This window comes from Bacteroides cellulolyticus, assembly GCF_025567135.1.
Classification (GTDB): Bacteria; Bacteroidota; Bacteroidia; order Bacteroidales; family Bacteroidaceae; genus Phocaeicola; species Phocaeicola cellulolyticus.
In genome coordinates, this window is the sequence record NZ_JAOQJJ010000011.1 from 55,156 (window position 1) to 75,111 (window position 19,956).

The 19,956-nt window shown below is 39.5% G+C and carries 22 protein-coding genes and 6 tRNA genes; 10 read left to right on the forward strand and 18 right to left on the reverse strand.

The annotated features are described in order from the left end of the window. Nucleotide 1: 1 nt before the first annotated feature. From OCV82_RS10550 to OCV82_RS10560, 3 genes are all read left to right on the forward strand, one after another. The gene (locus tag OCV82_RS10550) at nucleotides 2-1,171 is read left to right on the forward strand and encodes a tetratricopeptide repeat protein (protein WP_154044349.1); all 1,170 of its coding nucleotides are present in this window, start codon (nucleotides 2-4) and stop codon (nucleotides 1,169-1,171) included. 181 nt (nucleotides 1,172-1,352) lie between these two features. Continuing rightward, nucleotides 1,353-3,131: a glycosyltransferase family 117 protein gene (locus tag OCV82_RS10555; RefSeq protein WP_154044350.1), complete on the forward strand. Its 1,779-nt coding sequence runs from the start codon at nucleotides 1,353-1,355 to the stop codon at nucleotides 3,129-3,131. Nucleotides 3,132-3,176: 45 nt separating this feature from the next. Beyond that, a complete protein-coding gene (locus tag OCV82_RS10560) occupies nucleotides 3,177-4,724 on the forward strand; it encodes a hypothetical protein (RefSeq protein ID WP_154044351.1) in 1,548 nt (515 codons plus the stop codon). Nucleotides 4,725-5,007: 283 nt separating this feature from the next. On the opposite strand, the gene OCV82_RS10565 is transcribed toward OCV82_RS10560, so the two are convergent. The 4 genes from OCV82_RS10565 to OCV82_RS10580 all read right to left on the reverse strand — a co-directional run bounded on the left by OCV82_RS10565 (nucleotide 5,008) and on the right by OCV82_RS10580 (nucleotide 7,215). After that, nucleotides 5,008-5,442 (reverse strand): RNA-binding S4 domain-containing protein, encoded by a 435-nt coding sequence (locus tag OCV82_RS10565; protein ID WP_154044352.1) that lies wholly within the window; start codon nucleotides 5,440-5,442, stop codon nucleotides 5,008-5,010. 1 nt (nucleotide 5,443) lies between these two features. Further along, nucleotides 5,444-6,007 carry an aminoacyl-tRNA hydrolase gene (gene pth, locus OCV82_RS10570; protein ID WP_154044353.1) on the reverse strand — a complete coding sequence of 188 codons (564 nt, stop codon included), beginning with the start codon at nucleotides 6,005-6,007 and terminating at the stop codon, nucleotides 5,444-5,446. A 40-nt stretch (nucleotides 6,008-6,047) separates the two neighbouring features. Next, complete coding sequence (locus OCV82_RS10575; RefSeq protein WP_154044354.1) at nucleotides 6,048-6,653, reverse strand: 50S ribosomal protein L25/general stress protein Ctc; 606 nt, start codon at nucleotides 6,651-6,653, stop codon at nucleotides 6,048-6,050. Nucleotides 6,654-6,834: 181 nt separating this feature from the next. Then, entirely contained in the window at nucleotides 6,835-7,215 is a 381-nt protein-coding gene (locus OCV82_RS10580; protein WP_154044355.1) for a DUF3276 family protein, read from the reverse strand. A gap of 176 nt (nucleotides 7,216-7,391) precedes the next feature. Between OCV82_RS10580 and nusB the strand changes: the two genes are divergently transcribed. From nusB to OCV82_RS10605, 5 genes are all read left to right on the forward strand, one after another. Continuing rightward, nucleotides 7,392-8,315, forward strand: coding sequence for a transcription antitermination factor NusB (gene nusB, locus OCV82_RS10585; RefSeq protein WP_154044356.1), 924 nt, complete (start codon nucleotides 7,392-7,394; stop codon nucleotides 8,313-8,315). Between the two features lie 48 nt (nucleotides 8,316-8,363). Then, nucleotides 8,364-8,672 carry a preprotein translocase subunit YajC gene (gene yajC / locus OCV82_RS10590; RefSeq protein ID WP_154044357.1) on the forward strand — a complete coding sequence of 103 codons (309 nt, stop codon included), beginning with the start codon at nucleotides 8,364-8,366 and terminating at the stop codon, nucleotides 8,670-8,672. Nucleotides 8,673-8,687: 15 nt separating this feature from the next. Then, nucleotides 8,688-9,713 carry a CdaR family protein gene (locus OCV82_RS10595; protein WP_154044383.1) on the forward strand — a complete coding sequence of 342 codons (1,026 nt, stop codon included), beginning with the start codon at nucleotides 8,688-8,690 and terminating at the stop codon, nucleotides 9,711-9,713. Then, nucleotides 9,703-10,299 (forward strand): dephospho-CoA kinase, encoded by a 597-nt coding sequence (gene coaE / locus OCV82_RS10600; protein ID WP_154044358.1) that lies wholly within the window; start codon nucleotides 9,703-9,705, stop codon nucleotides 10,297-10,299. Before OCV82_RS10595 ends, coaE begins: the two co-directional genes overlap by 11 nt. An 85-nt stretch (nucleotides 10,300-10,384) precedes the next feature. After that, a complete protein-coding gene (locus OCV82_RS10605) occupies nucleotides 10,385-10,789 on the forward strand; it encodes a DUF5606 family protein (RefSeq protein WP_154044359.1) in 405 nt (134 codons plus the stop codon). Nucleotides 10,790-10,891: 102 nt separating this feature from the next. On the opposite strand, the gene OCV82_RS10610 is transcribed toward OCV82_RS10605, so the two are convergent. The 8 genes from OCV82_RS10610 to OCV82_RS10645 all read right to left on the reverse strand — a co-directional run bounded on the left by OCV82_RS10610 (nucleotide 10,892) and on the right by OCV82_RS10645 (nucleotide 12,794). After that, nucleotides 10,892-10,964, reverse strand: a tRNA-Gly gene (locus OCV82_RS10610). A gap of 14 nt (nucleotides 10,965-10,978) precedes the next feature. Further along, nucleotides 10,979-11,061, reverse strand: a tRNA-Tyr gene (locus OCV82_RS10615). Between the two features lie 28 nt (nucleotides 11,062-11,089). After that, a tRNA-Gly gene (locus OCV82_RS10620) sits at nucleotides 11,090-11,162 on the reverse strand. Nucleotides 11,163-11,175: 13 nt separating this feature from the next. Further along, a tRNA-Tyr gene (locus tag OCV82_RS10625) sits at nucleotides 11,176-11,258 on the reverse strand. A 28-nt stretch (nucleotides 11,259-11,286) separates the two neighbouring features. Next, nucleotides 11,287-11,359: transfer RNA gene (locus tag OCV82_RS10630), tRNA-Gly, on the reverse strand. Nucleotides 11,360-11,372: 13 nt separating this feature from the next. Further along, nucleotides 11,373-11,455 (reverse strand) — tRNA-Tyr (locus OCV82_RS10635). A 61-nt stretch (nucleotides 11,456-11,516) separates the two neighbouring features. Further along, a complete protein-coding gene (ribH, locus tag OCV82_RS10640; RefSeq protein ID WP_154044360.1) occupies nucleotides 11,517-12,011 on the reverse strand; it encodes a 6,7-dimethyl-8-ribityllumazine synthase in 495 nt (164 codons plus the stop codon). A 105-nt stretch (nucleotides 12,012-12,116) separates the two neighbouring features. Then, the gene (locus tag OCV82_RS10645; RefSeq protein WP_154044361.1) at nucleotides 12,117-12,794 is read right to left on the reverse strand and encodes a tetratricopeptide repeat protein; all 678 of its coding nucleotides are present in this window, start codon (nucleotides 12,792-12,794) and stop codon (nucleotides 12,117-12,119) included. 146 nt (nucleotides 12,795-12,940) lie between these two features. Between OCV82_RS10645 and recF the strand changes: the two genes are divergently transcribed. Together recF and OCV82_RS10655 are read left to right on the forward strand one after the other, a co-directional pair. Continuing rightward, nucleotides 12,941-14,065, forward strand: coding sequence for a DNA replication/repair protein RecF (recF, locus tag OCV82_RS10650; RefSeq protein ID WP_154044362.1), 1,125 nt, complete (start codon nucleotides 12,941-12,943; stop codon nucleotides 14,063-14,065). After that, a complete protein-coding gene (locus tag OCV82_RS10655; RefSeq protein WP_154044363.1) occupies nucleotides 14,052-14,342 on the forward strand; it encodes a DUF721 domain-containing protein in 291 nt (96 codons plus the stop codon). The genes recF and OCV82_RS10655 overlap by 14 nt, the downstream gene beginning before the upstream one ends. On the opposite strand, the gene OCV82_RS10660 is transcribed toward OCV82_RS10655, so the two are convergent. The 6 genes from OCV82_RS10660 to OCV82_RS10680 all read right to left on the reverse strand — a co-directional run bounded on the left by OCV82_RS10660 (nucleotide 14,329) and on the right by OCV82_RS10680 (nucleotide 19,916). Beyond that, nucleotides 14,329-14,880 (reverse strand): 5-formyltetrahydrofolate cyclo-ligase, encoded by a 552-nt coding sequence (locus OCV82_RS10660; protein ID WP_154044364.1) that lies wholly within the window; start codon nucleotides 14,878-14,880, stop codon nucleotides 14,329-14,331. The genes OCV82_RS10655 and OCV82_RS10660 overlap by 14 nt on opposite strands. Further along, nucleotides 14,880-16,541: a S41 family peptidase gene (locus OCV82_RS10665; protein ID WP_262543511.1), complete on the reverse strand. Its 1,662-nt coding sequence runs from the start codon at nucleotides 16,539-16,541 to the stop codon at nucleotides 14,880-14,882. Before OCV82_RS10665 ends, OCV82_RS10660 begins: the two co-directional genes overlap by 1 nt. A gap of 28 nt (nucleotides 16,542-16,569) precedes the next feature. Continuing rightward, entirely contained in the window at nucleotides 16,570-16,998 is a 429-nt protein-coding gene (locus OCV82_RS10670) for a deoxycytidylate deaminase (RefSeq protein ID WP_154044365.1), read from the reverse strand. Nucleotides 16,999-17,000: 2 nt separating this feature from the next. Continuing rightward, entirely contained in the window at nucleotides 17,001-17,483 is a 483-nt protein-coding gene (locus OCV82_RS10675) for a DUF4847 family protein (RefSeq protein WP_154044366.1), read from the reverse strand. A gap of 92 nt (nucleotides 17,484-17,575) precedes the next feature. After that, the gene (locus OCV82_RS15200) at nucleotides 17,576-17,866 is read right to left on the reverse strand and encodes a Fic family protein (RefSeq protein ID WP_353880951.1); all 291 of its coding nucleotides are present in this window, start codon (nucleotides 17,864-17,866) and stop codon (nucleotides 17,576-17,578) included. Between the two features lie 13 nt (nucleotides 17,867-17,879). Continuing rightward, nucleotides 17,880-19,916: a M3 family metallopeptidase gene (locus OCV82_RS10680; protein ID WP_154044367.1), complete on the reverse strand. Its 2,037-nt coding sequence runs from the start codon at nucleotides 19,914-19,916 to the stop codon at nucleotides 17,880-17,882. Between the last annotated feature and the right edge of the window lie 40 nt (nucleotides 19,917-19,956).

Sequence of the window (19,956 nt, forward strand, 5' to 3'; positions counted from 1 at the left end):
TATGAGACATCTTTTATCATTTATATTTTCATTCCTGCTATCTTGTATTTTCATTTCGTGTAATTACGGAAATAGTCAGACTGATGATACTTCGTATGATATAACGTTGCTGTTTGACCAGGCAAAGGCTTATGAAGCTGAAGGAGATGCTGAAAAAGCTATGGTATGTTACCTGAGTGCTATTGATATGCTGAAGGAAAGACAGGACACTGTATTGAAGGTTTCAGCATACACAAGACTGGGAGATTTTCATTTCAGATACGGAATGTATGAGAAAGCGGTTGAGAACCATCGTGAGGGATACAATATAGCGAGAAGAATGGATGATGATAAACTCTTGTGTGAGTCTGCGGCAAGATTGGGACTTGACTATATGATGCTTAACCAGAAGGATACAGCTGTGTATTTTATAGACAAGTACCGTAGTGTTTCTTTTGCAAAAGGTTTGCAATATGTTTTCAAGGATGACTATGGACTGGATTCGTTTAATCCCGAAAAGGATGATTGGAGTTCTATCGTCAATACGGTGAAGGCTGATACTATTGGAAACCTGAAATGCAGGGAACAGCTTATGTCGCTGGAGGCAGATTTCATGCATGAGAAGGCTTTGTTGAGAAAAGAGAATGCAGAAAAGAGTAGTGTTGTTAATGCGGCTTCTGTCATATTTATTGTAGGTATGCTTTCGGCTTTGTCCGTTTTCTTTTACCGTGGAAGGAGGAAAGCCGAAAATAATCTTACTGATGCGATACAAAATGGTATAGACAGGAAAATTTATTATGATAATCTTGAATTGGACTTATGCAGACAGGAGGAACAATTGAAGATGCGCGAGGAACGGTTGCTTTCTGATAAGAATATATCTGCGGTGGCTCTGATGAACAAGATGAAGTCTTCGCCTTCATACATGCCTGTAAAGAGTACAGATGAATGGGAGAGCCTTTTTTCATTGGCAGAAACATTGTATCCGGGATTTTCCGATAGTCTGGATACGGCATGCGGGTTGACAGAACGTGACCGGGAGATTAGTTGCCTGACGAAACTTGGATTTACAACCGGACAGTTGGCTGTATTTTATGGGATATCACCGGGCTCTATAACAAAAGCAAAATTCAGAATACAAAAGAAAATGGAAACGGGACGTGTTTCTGAAATTCCCGCTCAGATGGCCTGATATATGTGTATTGATGAGGCTCAGAATCGGTAATGTCTGCATCGTTTTTTACTGGTTTATTTTGTAAGTACTTTATTTATAGTGGAATATATACTGATTTCTGTCATGAAGATGTCCGTATAGATATTATCAATGTAAATGGAGAAGCTCGCTAACTTTGTCTGAAAAAACAGAGAAAGTTATGTGTAAATATCAACGAGTGAATCTTATTTGCGGATTTATAGCATTTTTAATTTCTGCAGTGGTCTATATAATCACTGTAGAACCGTCTGCCAGTTTTTGGGATTGTCCCGAGTTTATTCTTTCGGCATCGCGACTTGAAGTAGGTCATCCGCCCGGTGCTCCTTTTTTCATGTTGGCAGGAAATGTGTTTTCTCTTTTTGCTTCCTCGCCTCAGGATGTTGCATATTGCATAAACGTGATGAACGCACTTCTCAGTGCCGGATGCATATTCTTTTTGTTTCTTACCATAACATATCTAGCGTCGTCGCTGATATGTGCCGGTAAATCTAAGAGTGAATATTCCTCGTCTTCGGTAGCATTGATTATGCTGTGTGGATTTACCGGAGCTCTGGCGTATGCTTTTACGGATACTTTCTGGTTTTCGGCAGTGGAGGGTGAGGTATATTCTTTCTCGTCTTTTCTCACAGCTCTTACAGTATGGATTATCCTGAAGTGGGACGAAGAGTCGGGCAGCGTCTCTTCCGACAGATGGATTGTGCTTCTGTCGTATATTATCGGATTGTCAATAGGTGTGCATTTGCTGAATCTTTTGTGTATTCCTGCTGTAGGACTGGTTATATATTATCGTAAATTCTCAAATACCGGTTTACGGGGACTTTTTTCGGCACTTTTACTAAGTATGGTTGTGATAGCAATAGTGCTTTACGGAATTATTCCAGGAGTGATGAAAATGGCAGGGCTTTTTGAGCTGTTTTTTGCCAACACCCTGGATGCCGGATATGATACGGGCATGATAGTTTATTCCGTCTCGCTTTTCATTGTGCTTGTATTGTCATGTATCGAAAGTGTCAGAAGGAGTAATGTACGCATTGCATTGTTCTTTATTTTTCTTTCTATAATGATGCTTGGCATAACTCTCCATGGAGATATTGTCTTTACGCTTTGTCTTTCAATTATAGTAGCTCTGATTATGGTCTTCTTCTTTAAGAAGGTTAGGCTTGATAAGCTATGGAGAATATCGTATGTTGTAAGTTTCAGTATTCTTATGCTTACGGTCGGCTACAGCTCGTATGCCATAATATTGATACGTTCATCGGATAATACTCCTATGGACCAGCAATCGCCGGAAGATCCTTTTACGCTTCGCGATTATCTTGGGCGTGAACAGTATGGTGATACTCCTTTGCTTTATGGTCAGTCTTTTGCATCGGTGAATGCCTTGAAGGAAAAAGACGGGTATCTGGCTTATGATTATAAGGAAACAGAGAATATATATAGGAGAAAGGACTGGACTACAGATTCTGCAGAAAGCCGCAAAGACGAGAAATATGTCATAACAGGAAAAAAGATGAAACCAAAGTATGAGGATGTGACATGTATGATTTTTCCACGCATGTACAGCCAAGCTCATGCAGAGCAATATAAGTCCTGGATTCCTGGTGGCATGAAAGGTAAGCAAGTTACTTATTATGATAAATCAAGAGGGGAGAATGTTTCTGTAACTGTTCCTACTTTTATGGATAATTTGAAATATTTCCTGTCCTATCAGATTAATTATATGTATCTGAGGTACTTTATGTGGAACTTCGTAGGCCGTCAGAATGATATTCAGGGTTATGGTGATAAAATAGCGGGTAACTGGATAACAGGCATTGGTTTTATAGATAAGCTTAGAGTTCTTGATAATGAGTTTCTTCCTTCATCCCTGAAAAACAATAGGGGAAGGAATGTATATTATGCCTTACCGTTGATATTCGGAATATTGGGTATCTTGTGACAGTGGAGGAGTGGCTCTCAAGGAAAACGTCAGTTCAATATAGTGATGATATTGTTCTTTATGACAGGACTGGCTATCGTTTTATATATTAATCAGGTTCCTTTACAGCCACGCGAAAGGGATTATGCTTATTCCGGTTCGTTTTATGCATTCGCTGTATGGATTGGTTTTGGTGCGGCATCTATTTTCAATTGTATAAGGTCAATATCCGGAAAAATCAAGCCTTGGACTGCTATTTCTCTTTCTGCTATGATGTGCGCCGGGCTTGTATTGCTGATTGTTTCCCAGACCTGGGATGACCATGACAGAAGTGATCGCTATCTTTGCCGCGACATGGGATATAACTACCTGAATACACTTCAGGAAGAGGGTAATCCGATACTTTTCGTAAATGGTGACAATGAGACTTTCCCTCTTTGGTATGCGCAGGAGGTGGAAGGTGTGCGTACAGATGTGCGTGTGTGCAATCTGATGTATCTCACAGGAGGCTGGTATGTCGATCAGATGTGCCGACCGGCCTATAATTCACCAGCCTTACCTGTTTCGTTTTCAAGAGAATATTATAGGGATGGAGTGAATGATTATGTGCGTGTAAATCCTGTTGTTGGCTATTCAGACGATGGAAAACCGTATCGCATAAAGGAACAGATAGAAGCTTATTATAAGTCTCATCCCGGAGAGTTCCCTTTCGGGGAAGACCCGTGGGAGTGGAAGAATATTGTCCGTTATTGGCTTACTTCCGAGGATGAGGCTATGAGATGTATTCCTACTGATGAGATACATTTCAGTATAGACGCTGATGCAGTAAAATGTTCTGGTATGTATATTCCGGAAAATGTTGATATACCGGAAACAATGACTGTCAGTCTCAAGGGAAAGTCGTATCTTACGCGAAGCGGTGTAATACTTGCAGATCTGATAAGTAATTGCAATTGGAAACAGCCGCTTTATGTAGCCAAATCAATGCAGATAAGTGAATATCTTGATTTGGATGATTATCTGGTGCTGGAAGGAATGGCCCAAAGGATTGTTCCGTTTAATGCACGAAAACTCAATAAAACCGTAGATGCCGACAGATGTTATGAGAATATAATGAACAAGTATTCATATGGAAACATGTCTGATAATACGGTCTATTTCGATGAAACCAACAGACGTATGGCTATCACCATGCAGAGGATGATTTGTGGTGCTGCCGAATGGATGCAATCTACTGGCGATACAATACGCAGTTCTTCCATGGCAGCAAAATGCCTTGATGAAATATCAAATAATGATATTCTCTTGGACGAATATTCATGTGCCGACCGTTTGGCGTTGATTTCTGATTCCTCTCTTAATAAAGATATCTATTCTGATATCATGAAGAACCGTATGGAATATGTTTTGTGGTATCTATCGTTCTCAGACACCGATTTTATATTATATGCGGACAAGCTTTTGCGTACGCTGTATAGTGTAGATCCGGATTTGGTAGATCGCGAATATAATGAAGCGTTGAGTATTTCTGAAGAAAGATTTAATATTCTTGGTATGAAAGATTATGCCGAATTTGTCGGAAAAATGAAAAAAAGGATTGGCGATATGGAATAAAAATATTCCTGATAAAATATTCATTATTTCATGTAAATATAATGGGCGTTTTCTGATATGTACATCATATAATTTATCAATATGTTGTAAATCAGTATAATAGATATTCTATATGTACATCATGGAATTCACTTTCCTTTGTCCATAATCCCTATCTTTGCAATGTAACACAAAAACACCCATATATTTTCATTCTATATCTTTAATCGCTGAAAAGCCGTATCTTAATATCATTGCTCATGGATATTATTGATACGGCTTTTGTCATTTTATATTTTCTGATTTATTGTTCGTCTTCTTCGTTTTCTTCATCTTCCAGATCGAAATCAAAATCATCGAAATATTCAGGAGTAAAGAATTCGTCAAGACTTCGTCTGTCTTTTTTGGTTGGACGTCCGGTTCCTCTTGCACGGTCTATGAAACCGCTTATCCTGCTCATCTCAAGAAGTTCGTATTGTTCAGGAGATGTTACGTTTTCCATTATTTCAGGAACAAGTTTTGCACCGACACGTTTTTCTATGGCTTGCAATACTTTGAATGAATATGTGATAGGAGATTTCTTTACGTTTATAACATCTCCCGGTTTTATCATTCTTGATGGCTTGGCTTGTGCTCCGTTAATGCTCACTCTGCCTTTTTTGCAAGCTTCTGCTGCAATAGTTCTTGTTTTGAAAATTCTGGCAGCCCACAACCATTTGTCAATTCTTGCTTCAGCCATTTTATTTGTTGTTATATTGGTTCATTGTAATATTCAGACCTGCCAGACAGAAGCTTTTGATTATTTCGTCTGCCAGTTCAATCCTTTCAGGAAGGATTTTCTTAGCTTCATCATCGAACTCTCCTAAAACGAAGTCTATTTGTCCACCTTTAGGAAAATCGTTGCCTATACCGAAGCGTAAGCGTGAATAGTTTTGTGTTCCCAATGTAGCAGCAATGTGTTTCAATCCGTTATGACCGGCGTCGCTACCTTTGCCTTTCAGTCTAAGCGTTCCTAAAGGTAGGGCAAGGTCATCTACTACTATTAAAACATTTTCCAAAGGGATTTTTTCTTGCTGCATCCAATATCGGACAGCGTTTCCGCTTAGGTTCATATATGTTGACGGCTTTAACAATATCACCTGACGTCCTTTCAACGACAAGTTGGCTACGGCGCCATAACGTTTGTCGCTAAAAATAATATTGGACGCCTTAGCTAAGGCGTCCAATACCATAAATCCTATATTGTGACGGGTATTACGGTATTCATCACCGATATTTCCCAGTCCTACTATCAGATATTTCATTAATATGGATTTGTAATGTATTAGTTGTTTAAACTATTACTTATTTCTTTCCTGTAGCTGCTGCAGCCTGAGCACCACGAGCGGCACGAGTCAATTTAACAGCACATACAACTGCTTCTTTTGCATTCAAGATCTGCAAACCTTCATAGTTCAATTCACCAACCTTGATAGTTTTACCAAGACCCAAGTTTGTTACGTCGATAACAAGTCTTTCAGGGATTAAGTTGTAAAGAGCTTTAACTTTCAGTTTACGAACCTGCAATGCCAATTTACCACCGGCTTTAACACCTTCAGCAAGACCTTCCAATTTAACAGGAACTTCCATAACGATTGGGTTAGATTCGTCAATCTGCAAGAAGTCAACATGAAGAATGTTGTCAGTTACAGGGTGGAACTGTATATCTTTCATTATGGCTGTAACAATTTTGCCATCGATATTCAAGTCAACTACGTAGATGTGTGGTGTATATACCAAATTACGTAAACCGTCGTTTGTTACAGTGAAGTGAGTTGCTACCTGATTACCGTTTTCATCTTTGTTCAATCCGTACAATACACAAGGAACACTGTTGTTCTTACGAAGGTCACGTGTAGCTTTTTTTCCAGTTTCAGTTCTCAAAGAACCTTTGATTTCAATTGATTTCATTTCTTTAAATTTTTTGTGTTACTCTAAATTAAGTTGAATATAAATTTGCTTAATTCGCCATCACACGATGCGGTATATCACACGATGAGCTTAAAAAAGCGGTGCAAAGGTAATCGATTTATTTTTAATAGCCAAATATTGTCTTGATTTTATTTATATAATATAGTTCTTGATGAATTTATCAGAATTCAATGTCTATCTTTATGTCTGATGATGCATTAACGTTTTCTTCATCAGATTTGTCTTCTATATTGTTTTCGCTGTCTTGAGTGTCCGGTGTATTTCCATTATCTTCTATGAACTTAATAGCTTCCTGCAATCCGTTGATGAATTTATCAAAATCTTCTTTATAAAGGAATATTTTGTGTTTTTCGAAACTTATAGATGGAGCATTCCCCTCTCCGGTTATAATTTTCTTGCTTTCTGTTATAGCAAGGAACATGTCGTCTTTCTTATTTTTTCTTACATCAACATAATATATTCTTTTGCCAGCTTTTATGGCTTTTGAGAATACAATTTCCTTGTCTGTTTCTGTCATGCTTTTCTTTTTCAAATCTTCCATAGTCACTATATATTATAAATAAATTGTGCCCAAAGTTGAATATTTTTTTTTTATGTTCAAAGAAACTGTGTGTAGAATTTAATCCAATAGTGAAAAAAAATAGAATTTTGGGCGTTTATATTGCTTTAAAAGAATAAAATGATTACTTTTGCACCCTGAAATTTCATCTTATTAATATGATAAACAGAGTTCTTATTCGTCTGAAAATAGTTCAGATTATTTACGCTTATTATCAGAATGGCGGTAAAAACTTGGATACTGCAGAAAAAGAGTTGTTCTTCAGTCTATCCAAAGCGTACGATTTGTACAATTATCTTTTGCTTCTAATGGTGGCAGTAACTCGTTATGCGAGTAAGAAAATCGATGCTGCCAAAAACAAGTTGGCACCTACTAAAGAAGACTTATCTCCTAACATGAGGTTTGTCGAAAATAAGTTCATAGCCCAATTGGAGGCGAATAATGAACTTAACGCATTCGTTGTCGCTCAGAAGAAAACATGGGACAATGAAGACGATTTCTTGAAATCTCTGTATGAAAAAATACAGCAGAGTGATATCTATGCTGAGTATATGGCAGCTGAGTCAACATCATACGAGGATGACCGTGAATTCTGGAGAAAAATCTACAAGAATATTATCTTCAATAATACAGAACTTGATGAGGTATTGGAAGACCAGAGCCTTTACTGGAACGATGATAAGGAAATTGTAGATACTTTCGTATTGAAGACTATAAAGCGTTTTGATCCGAAAAACGGTGCAAAGCAGGAACTTCTTCCTGAATTCAAGGATGAGGAAGATCAGGATTTTGCCCGTCGCCTGTTCCGTCGTGCAATTATGAATGCAGAATATTATCGTCATCTGATAGGTGAAACTTCAAAGAACTGGGATTTGAACCGTGTTGCCTTGATGGATGTTGTGATAATGCAGATAGCCCTTGCAGAGATACTTAGTTTCCCTAATATTCCTGTTAATGTTTCTCTCAATGAATATGTTGAGATAGCAAAACTTTATAGTACTCCAAAAAGCGGTGGCTTTATTAACGGAACATTGGATGCTATAGTTAATAAATTGAAAAAGGAAAATAAGCTGACAAAATAATAATATATTTGTCGGCGTAACTATTATTAATTAAAAAAATAAGAAACTATGAATTTATTGACAGTAATGCTGCAAGCTCAGGGTGGAGCAGATTATTCTTTCTTGATAATGATGGTGGCAATATTTGCTATCATGTATTTCTTCATGATTCGTCCTCAAAACAAGAAGCAGAAGGAAATTGCTAATTTCCGTAAGAATCTTGAAGTTGGACAGTCTGTAATTACTGCAGGTGGTATATATGGAAAAGTAAAAGAATTGGAAGATAATGCAGTAATAGTAGAAATTGCTCCAAGTGTAAAGATCAAGGTTGATAGAAACTCTATATATGCTGACGCTCAGGCTCAGGTGAATAAATAAAATAATAAAGATATGTTGTTCGGTAAAAAGAACATCAAGAATATTTTAAAGTCTTATTTAAATAAAATCAGAAACTTCCTGCTTACTGAAAAGTGCAGGGAGTTTTTGATTTTTTTGTTTTTTGTGGTCATATCTTTCGGCTTTTGGATGCTCCAAACCTTAGATGGCGGTTTCGAAACAGAGTTTACTATTCCTTTAAGACTGAAGAATGTTCCTAAAAATGTAGTCATAACATCAGAATTGCAGGATGAGGTCAAGGTGAGAGTAGCTGACCGCGGAACTGTTCTTTTGAATTACATGTTGGGCAGATCGTTCTTGCCTATATCAATTGATTTTGCTGATTATGAAAATGGAAGTTCGCGAGTAATTCTGCCGCAAGAAGATTTGAAGAAAAGGGTTGCATCGCAGTTGAATTCCACTACAAGGCTCTTGTCTGTATATCCCGACTCTGTAGGCTTTGTTTATTCTACAGGCAAATACAAGAAGGTGCCTGTCTCTGTCAGCGGAAAGATAACTCCGGGAGTTCAATATTATGTCTCAGATATAAGTATAACACCGGATTCTGTTATAGTATATGCTCCATCGGAGATATTGAAAACCGTACAGACAGCATACACAGTACCATTGGAATGCGAGGATCTGACAGAGAAAACCTCTTTGAGAACTTCTTTTAAAAAGATAGAGGGTGTCAAGTACGAACCTTCATATTGTGATGTATCAATATCCGTTGATATGTATTCTGAGAAAACGGTGGAAGTGCCTGTCAAAGGAATTGGTTTTCCGGCAAACAAGACCTTACGTACATTCCCTTCTAAAGTTAAAGTTACCTTCAAGGTGGGACTTTCCGATTATTCATCAGTCGATGCTTCCGATTTTCATATAAACGTAAAATACGATGAATTACTGCGGTCTGGAAGTGATAAGATAGATTTGTCGGTGGATACTTCTTGTCCACATGTGTCTAATATAAGGGTAAATCCGTCAAGTGTTGATTACTTGATAGAAGAAACCAGTTTTTTCGTTTCAGACAATGAAAAATAACGTATTTATAAGGCTGGGAATAACCGGAGGTATTGGAAGTGGTAAATCCTTCTTTTCTTCTTCGTTGAAAGAACGTGGTGTGCCTGTTTTTGATTCTGATAGTGAAGCCAAGAAACTAATGGTTGCGGACCCTGTTATAGTTTCTTCATTGAAATCCTTGTTGGGTGATGAGGTGTATATTGATGGGAAACTGAACAAGCAACTTCTGGCAGGCTATATTTTCAGTTCACCTGATAATGCACATAAGGTAAATGCCATTGTGCATCCATGCGTAAAGCAAGCGTTTCTTTCGTGGGCTGACGAGCATTTCAAAAAAGGAAGTAGGGTGGTAGCCATCGAAAGTGCCATATTGTTCGAATCCGGTTTTGACGATATAGTCGATAAGATTGTAATAATTCATGCTCCTTTGGAAGTCCGCATTTCCAGAGTGATGAAGCGCGATAATGTAACCAGCGAGAAGGTTATTGAGCGTATAAATTCACAGATGAACGATGATGAAAAAATATCAAAATCGGACTTTGTGATAGAAAATGACGGCTCGGTTTCATTAAACGAACAGATAGACAGATTGTTTTCTGTATTGTGAATCATAAAAGATATTCAATGTCTTGTGTAATTCGAAAGTGAGTTGTATTTTTGTTCGGTAATTAACAATTAAAATAATAAGAAACATGTTGAAAACAATTTTGGCTATATCCGGCAAGCCGGGATTATATAAGCTTATTTCTCAGGGAAAAAATATGCTTATTGTTGAGTCTGTAAGCGCAGACAAGAAGCGTTCACCAATTTATGCTTCGGATAAAGTGATTTCATTGGGAGATATTGCAATGTACACTGATGCGGATGAAGTTCCATTGTCAGAAGTTCTTGAAGCTGTAAAGACAAAAGAAGGCGGAAAAGAAACATCTTTAGACTACAAGAAAGCTTCTGCTGAAGAGTTGGGAGAATTTATGGCTGAAGTACTTCCTAATTACGACAGAGATAGAGTTCATTTGAGCGATATCAAGAAGCTTATTCAGTGGTATAATCTTCTTGTATCAAACGGAATTACAGAGTTTGTAGAAAAAGCAGAGTAAAGAATCTCGATATTTCTTATTTCAGGCTGTCTCTTATGAGGCAGCCATTTTTTTGTTATAATATGGCATAAAAAAAAGAGTCCTGAAAAGGACTCTTTGTAGAGCGGAAGACGGGGCTCAAACCCGCGACCCTCAGCTTGGAAGGCTAATGCTCTATCAACTGAGCTACTTCCGCATCTTTAATATTTGTGGGCAAAGATGGATTCGAACCACCGAAGGCGTAAGCCAGCAGATTTACAGTCTGCCCCATTTGGCCACTCTGGTATTTGCCCTTTCAAGAAACTATGTTTCAATAATGAGAGCGGAAGACGGGGCTCAAACCCGCGACCCTCAGCTTGGAAGGCTAATGCTCTATCAACTGAGCTACTTCCGCATCTCTATTTTTGTGGGCAAGGATGGATTCGAACCACCGAAGGCATAAGCCAGCAGATTTACAGTCTGCCCCATTTGGCCACTCTGGTACTTGCCCTTTCGAGAAACTATGTTTCAATAATGAGAGCGGAAGACGGGGCTCAAACCCGCGACCCTCAGCTTGGAAGGCTAATGCTCTATCAACTGAGCTACTTCCGCATCTCTATTTTTGTGGGCAAAGATGGATTCGAACCACCGAAGGCGTAAGCCAGCAGATTTACAGTCTGCCCCATTTGGCCACTCTGGTATTTGCCCTTTAGCCATTGAAAGCTTAACAACAGATGTTGCTTTTTTCAATTGCGATGCAAAGATACAACTATTTTTTTAATCTGCAAGTGAAGTCAATCATTTTTATTGCAGTAATTGCACATTCGTCACCTTTATTTCCTAATTTTCCACCGGCTCTGTCCTCAGCCTGTTCCATATTATTGGTTGTAATCAGACCGTAAATCACTGGTGTATCGGTTGTTGCATTCAGGTGAGCTATACCTTGTGTAGTTCCGGCGCATACATAGTCAAAATGTGGAGTATCGCCTCTTACAACGCATCCTAATGCTATTATTGCATCGAACTTATTGCTTTTTATCATTTGTGCCGATCCGTAAGTAAGTTCGAAGCTTCCAGGTACAGTCTGCACATGTATGTTCTCATCTTTCGCTCCGTGCTTTTTCAGAGTCTTTACTGCACCATCCAGTAACGCTCCTGTAATATTGCTGTTCCATTCAGATACTACTATTCCGAATCTCATTTCCGATGCGTCGGGCACTGAATTGAAGTCATAATCCGATAGATTGTGATAAGCTGTTGCCATGATTTTATAAGTTTAGTAGAGTTAAGATAAAAAAACAAGCACGGAACTCCTTTTGCGCATAACTTTTCCTGCGCCGGAAATCCGTGCCTGTAAGTAATAAGTTTATTATTTAATAGAAGCGCGTTCTATATATTTGTCAATATCCATTGCCTGATATGAGTTGGCATAATCTTTCTTTACAGTTTTGTATGCTTCAACTGCTTCAGCATTCTTTCCCTGTTTTTCAAGAATCTGTCCTGCTTGAATCAGGTAAATAGGGCTCAATGAAAGGCTGTTGGCACGTTTGGCAGCTTTGATAAGTGTAGCGGCAGCTTTGTCCAACTGTCCCATCTGTGCATAGCAGTTACCCATAGTACCAAGTATTGCAGGAGCAACCAACTGGTCGTCACCGTCGAATTTACTCAGATATTTTTCTGCATCTTCATATTTGCCAAGCTGAGCGTAGCAGATACCTGCATATGCGTTGGCAAGATTTCCGGCTTTTGTTCCGCTGAATTCGTCAGCCAATTTAACGAAGCCGGCAAATCCAAGGCTGTCACCGTTTAATGCTGCTTCATAGTTGTCAGCACCAAAATATTGTTCACCTTTGAAGATAGCTTCAGAAGCTTTTAATTCTTTAGGTTCAGATACAAAGTTCTTATATGCCATGTATCCGCCTACGATAACTACCAATGCAATAACTGCACCCAATAACAAATTCTTGTTTTTGATAAGGAAATCTTCAGAATTGCTGATAGTTTCATCCATGTTCAGCAAATCATTTGTGTTTTTTTGTTGACTCATTGTTATATTATTTTTTATTATTATTTCTAATGTGTATTTCGGACAGCAAAAGTAATTTATTTATGTTTATAAACGAAATTTGTCGGCATCTTTTTTTACCAATCATGCTTTTATTGTTAATTTTGTGGCTAAAACATGACTTAATTATGTGGCTTAAACGCATCTCCATATTAAATTACAAGAACATAGAACAGGCAGAGCTGTCATTTTCTCCCAAAATGAACTGTATTATAGGCCGTAACGGTATGGGAAAGACCAACCTTATGGATGCCGTATATTACCTTTCATTCTGCAAGAGCGCTACAAATCCCATTGATACGCAGAATATATTTCACGACCGTGATTTTTTTGTGGTGCAAGGCTTCTATCAGACTGACAACGGTGAGCCGGAAGAAGTATATTGCGGACTCAAACGAAAGCAGAAAAAACAGTTCAAGCGCAATAAAAAGGAATATACCCGACTTTCAGACCATATCGGCCTCATTCCTCTTGTAATGGTTTCTCCATCCGATTCAGTACTGATATCAGGAGGAAGCGAAGAACGCCGCCGGTTTATCGATGTCGTTATCTCCCAGTTCGACCGTGAGTATCTGGATGCGCTTATACGATACAATAAGGCCATGCTCCAACGTAATACATTGCTTAAATCGGAAGTGGAGCCTGAACCGGAACTGATGAACGTTTGGGAAGAGATGATGGCCTCGTCCGGCGAGGTTGTATATAAGAAACGCCGTCAGTTTATCGACGAGTTTATCAAAGTGTTTCAGTCGTATTATTCCTTCATATCCGAGGATATGGAAACAGTAAGTCTTGAGTACGAGTCGCACGCTTCGCAAGGAAATCTGCTGGAGATAATCCGTGGCAGCCGTCAGAGAGACTTGATTATGGGATACTCCCTGAAAGGGATACATAAGGACGATCTGATAATGAAATTAGGTGATTTTCCTATAAAGCGCGAAGGTTCGCAAGGGCAGAATAAGACATATCTGATAGCATTGAAACTGGCTCAGTTTGAGTTCCTGAAACGTACAGGAAGCCGTACAACTCCTATAGTGCTGCTTGACGATATATTCGACAAGCTCGATGCGCATAGGGTAGAGCAGATAGTAAAACTTGTGGCAGGCGACAGTTTCGGCCAGATATTCGTTACTGACACCAATCGCGACCATCTGGACAAGATTCTAAAGAAGATAGACGGCGACTATAAACTGTTTGAAGTGGAAAATGGAAATATAACAGAAAGAAAGGAAATGTCGGATGAAACGGAATAATACAGAAAAACTGGGTGATGTGATAATGCAGCTTTTACGTCAGGAAGGGCTGGAGACCCCCCTTAACCAATATCGACTTATCGATTCGTGGAAAGATGTTGTAGGTCCTGCAATATTCAGACATACCACCAACATATATATAAAGAACCAGACCTTATACGTGCAGCTCTCGTCGTCTGTCATACGTCAGGAACTCCAGATGGGGCGTGAGTTATTAATAAAAAACCTGAACTCCCGCGTAGGAGCCCAGGTTATTACCAATATCATTTTTTGCTGATATATCCATCTTCTGTCCACACTTCGTCCATCGCGACGTCATGTTCGCTGTGTGGAATTTCTTCGCTTAACTGAAAGCCGAAACACACTCCAATCTTGAAAGTGTTAAGCTTTTTCAGGAAACGGTCATAAAAACCTTTTCCTCTGCCAAGCCTGTTGCCGTGCCTGTCGAATGAAACTCCCGGTATTACTGCCGCATCAATCGATATCAGGTCGTTATAGGCTTCGCCCTGCGGTTCGTCAATATTGAAACTGCCTTTCTGCATACATTCGCTGCCGGCATAAACTCTTATTTCAAGTTCATCACCTTTTACTACCGGCAGCAGGATAGTTTTCTCCTTGCTCCATTTCTCAACAAAATCGTGGGTGAAAACCTCGTCCGGAAGCGAATGGTACAGCAGTACCGTCTTTGCGCATTTCAGGACAACATTATCTTCCAGCTTTTCCATTATTGTGGAAGATAATGCTTTCAGTTCACTTTCCGAAAATTCTTTTTTCTTTTCGGCAATGCGTTTTCTTATTTCATCCTTTGTTTCCATCAGGCAGCTTCTTTATCAGTAGTTCCCTCGTCTGTCATTTCAGGCGCTTTAGGCACAGACTCGCCTTTCTCCAATACCTCAACAGCTTTCAGAACCGTATTGTCTGACTTGTTCAGATATTTGATGTATTCTTCTATACCCAACATGTTGTAAATAATGTTGCCGTATATACTTGTTTCGAACAATTCTTTCGATGTAATCAGCATGTTGTTTCTTCTCTTCAAGCCTTTCTTCTCAGCCCATTTTGAGAATTTCACCAGCAGATTCTGTGTCTTGATATAGTCGCACAGCTCGTCTCCTGTTTTATACTCCATCAGTTTGCTTCTGTTCTGGTCTGTATAGTCGAAAGCATATCTTATGATAAGACCTCTGTTGGCAGCCATTCTGAAATAAGATGTCATGCCCAAAGTGTCGTGCGGAACGAAAATGTCAGGCATTATTCCTCCTCCGCCGTAAACCTTTCTGCCAATTCCGGTATAGTAGATTTCCTTCTCATTCTGCTTGATGCTGTCTGCCGAGAAGAACTCGCCATGCTCATATCTTGTCAACAGGTCCATTTCGTATTCAGCACCGTTTCCTTGCTCGTACGGTTTCTGGATACATCTTCCCGATGGAGTGTGATATCTGGCGATTGTCAGTCTGATGGCAGAACCGTCGTTGAACTCTATAGGCTGCTGTACAAGTCCTTTTCCGAATGAGCGTCGTCCGATGATAGTACCTCTGTCGTTGTCCTGTATCGCTCCCGCAAAAATCTCGCTGGCAGATGCCGAACCTTCATCTACCAGAACTATGATTGGCAGTGACTGGCTGCTTCCTGTTCCGTTTGAAGTATAGTTCTCTCTTGGATATTTTCTACCTTCAGTATATACTATAAGTTTGTTTGCCGGAAGGAATTCGTTCACCATCTGTATGGCAGCCGCCATATATCCACCTGTATTTCCGCGCAGGTCAACTATAAGTCCCTGCATATTCTCCTGATTCAATTTTGCAAGTGCAAAAAGCAGTTCAGGATAAGTGGTTTCGCCAAATTTGTTTACTTTTACGAATCCCCACTTGCCGTCAATCATATATGCCGCGTCAACGCTCTTGACAGGAATATCACCTCTTATAATAGTGAAATACAGGGTCTCAGTCTCACCGGGACGGAAAATACCCAGTTTCACTTTACTTCCCTTTTCTCCTTTCAGCCTTTTCATGGCTTCGCTGTTGGTTACTTTCTTTCCTACGAAAGCCGAGTCGTCAACCTCAATGATACGGTCGCCCGCCATAAGTCCCACTTTTTCCGAAGGGCCTCCTGGTATTACACTGTTTACGTGAATTGTATCGTCCTTAATCGTGAACTGAATACCTATACCGCTGAAATGTCCTCTCAGTTCAGAATTTACTTCCTCCAGCTTTTGTGCCGGTATATACGATGAATGAGGATCCAGTTCCGACAGAATCAGAGGCATTGTTTTTTCCACCATGTCTTCCATGTTGACGGTGTCAACATACGAATCGTTTACAATTCTCAGAAGAGCGTTGATTTTGTTTGACGACCCCTTTATTACTCCAAGCTTGTTTCCTGAATAAAGATTGGTGTAAAACACACCTATTGCTATACCAATCACTATGCCTACGGCAAGCAATATCGGCATGAAACGTTTATACTTATTGTCCATATATATAGATTTTATGTTATACAGTTTGTTATTCGTTTTCCAGATAGACTACCTCAATACCGGCTTTTCTTAGTAGGTTTAGTCCGTCTTCCAGACGATATTTCTCTCCATACACCAGTCTTTTTATACCTGCCTGTATGATAAGTTTTGCACATTCTATACAAGGTGATGTGGTTACGTACATTGTTGCTCCTTCACTGCTGTTGTTTGAGCGCGCAATTTTTGTTATTGCGTTAGCTTCAGCATGCAGTACATAAGGGATTGTTAGTCCCTCTTCGTCTTCGCATACGTTGCTGAATCCTGATGGTGTACCGTTATAACCGTCTGATATTATCATCTTGTCTTTCACTATAAGGGCTCCCACCTGACGGCGTTTGCAGTATGAGTTTTCAGCCCATATGCGCGCCATGCGCATATATCTTTTGTCTAATATTTCTTGTTTGTTTTCCTGTTCCATAATTATTGATTTAAAGAACCTAAGGGATAAAATTGTATGTATTCTGATTTATTTGAATTGAATAATTTTATACATTTAGAATCTCCTCTATAAAAATTAGCAGATTTTATGGCATCATAAAAAGTTTTATCCAGACCGGAAATATTACCTTGGGTCTGTATGTTTATATAGAAGCTTTTATCTTTGCTCATAGCATTCCATGTTCCTTTAAACGTGAAATTTTCACCTTTACCGGAAACATTACCGTTTTCTTCAAATATAATATTGTAATAATCTGTCTTTTTGTTGATTTGACTCAAATCGTCAATATTTAAATTAAGTTTATAGTTATTATCGTCTTTCCAATTGGTTGTGGTATATGAACCACTCCAATGCCATGTCTTATCGTTTGCAAAGATTTCGAATACATCATCCTCTTGGTTGCATCCGCATAGTACTAGTGGTAGTACCATCATTGCTAGTATATACTTTATTATCTTTTTCATTGTTATAAATTTTTTTTGTGTTTGCTGTTAAAACTGTTGTTGCAAAAGTAGCCAAATTCATTTGTTTGGCAAAATACAAGGTATCTCTACAATTATAATTTCTTTTTTATTGTTTTGTATTTTTGATTTCTGCTATTGGGCTTGTCTGGAATTGTTGGTTCAAGTGTAATTCCAATAAAAGGTGTAATATATTTCTTTCTTACCCATTTTTTGTCATTCACTCCTAGCATTTTTGCTATTTCACTAATACTTCTTGGGGTGTTACAGAAATCAAATACTTTTTCTTGTGGTGTAACTTGGGGTGAAGATATTGATGACTGGGGGTGAATATTGTCTGTTCTGGGGGTGATGTCATTTTTTACTTGGGGTGACGTATTTGAAATTAACTTTACTCTCTTATTTTATTCCATTTCTTCTAAGTAAAGCCTCAATACCCGGTTCCTGTCCGCGGAAACGTTTGTACAGTGTCATAGGATGCTCTGTTCCGCCTTTCGACAGTATATTGTCTCTGAAAGACTGTGCGACTTCGCGGTTGAATATACCTTTTTCCTTGAATACTGAGAATGCGTCCGCATCAAGCACTTCAGCCCATTTGTAGCTATAGTACCCGGCAGAATATCCTCCGGACATGATGTGTCCGAACTGTACACTCATACATGTGTCATCTACCTGCGGAAGAAGCTGTGTTTTTTCCCATGCCTTCTTTTCATATTCCTTCACGTCGCCGTCGAATGCTTCTTTTCTTGTGTACCATGCCATATCCAGAAATCCGAAACTCAACTGTCGCAGACATGCATATGCCACGTTGAAATTCTGCGAATCTATGATACTCTTGATGAGGCTCTCTGGAATAGCTTCACCGGTGATATAATGTCTGGCAAATGTGTTCAGGAATTCCTTTTCCACCGCAAAGTTCTCCATAATCTGTGATGGAAGTTCCACGAAGTCCCAATACACGTTGGTTCCGCTCATACATTGGAATCGTGTGTTGGCAAACATTCCGTGCAGCGCATGACCGAATTCATGCAGGAATGTGTTTACTTCCGAGAATGTGAGCAGGGCAGGCTTTTCGGCTATAGGTTTTGTGAAATTCATCGTAACCGAAACATGCGGGCGGCTGTTCGTTCCGTCATCTTCTATCCACTGCTCCTTGTAGCTAGTCATCCATGCCCCGGAACGCTTGCCTTCCCTTGGATGGAAGTCGGTGTAGAGCACAGCCAGGAAGCTTCCGTCGGCATCAAACACTTCGAAAGCCTTTACGTCAGGGTGATACACCGGTATATCCTTGTTCTCACGGAATGTTATTCCGTATAGTCTTGTGGCAAGTCCGAATACGCCTTCTTTCACCTTTTCAAGTTCGAAGTATGGTCTCAACGCCTCTTCGTCAAGGCTGTATTTGCGGCTTTTCAGCTTCTCGGCATAGAAAGAGAAATCCCACGGCATAAGTGTGAAACCGTCTCCTTCGGTTTCCTTTGCCAACTGTTCTATCTCTTCTATCTCCTTATGTGCGGTAGGGGAGTATGCTTCCAGCAGGTCGTTCAGGAGTCTGTAAACATTCTCACTGTTTTCTGCCATTCTTTTTTTCAATACATAGTCTGCATATGTCTCGAATCCCAGCAGTTGAGCAATTTCCATACGCTTGTTTACCAATTGTTTCACAATTTCGATATTGTTCCATTCGTCATTGTGTGTACACTGTGTATTGTATGCCATATACATCTGCTTTCTCAGTTCACGGCGGTTGCTGTATTTCATGAACGGCACATAGCTAGGAGCCTGCAGAGTGAATACCCATCCTTCCTTGTCTTTACCTTTTGCTGTATGTTCGGCAGCTTCCACAGCGCTTTCAGGCAGTCCTTCCAGATCGTTCTTGTCTGTGATGTGCAGTTCGAATTTATTGGTTTCCTTCAGGTGGTTCTGCGAGAATTTCAGCGTAAGCGTACTCAGCTCGGCAGACAACTTTCTGAAAGTCTCCTTGTCATCATCGTTCAGGTTGGCGCCGTTTCTGATAAATCCGTCGTATGTCTTTTCAAGCAATCTGTTCTCTTCTGCGGTCAGCTCCAGACTGTCTTTCTTTTCATACACTTTTTTCACCTTTTCGAACAATACCGGATTCAGACTGATATTATTGCTGTGTTCGGTCAGTTCAGGCATCAGTTTTTCCGCTATGGCATCGAGCTCGTCGTTGGTTTCGGCACTCATCAGATTGAAGAACACTGTAGTTACCTTGTCCAGAAGTTTTCCCGAATGTTCCAGTGCCAATATTGTGTTTCCGAAGTCCGGCTCTTCCGTATTTTCGGTAATTGCCTTTATCTCTTCGTCTTCCACTCTCATGCCTTCCCTTATGGCAGGTTCGTAGTCCGAAATTTTAATTCTGTCGAAAGGAGTGGTATCGTGCGGTGTGTTATATGGTTGTAAAAATGGATTTGTCATATTTATATATTTTGATATTTCTAAAAACTAACAACTAAGA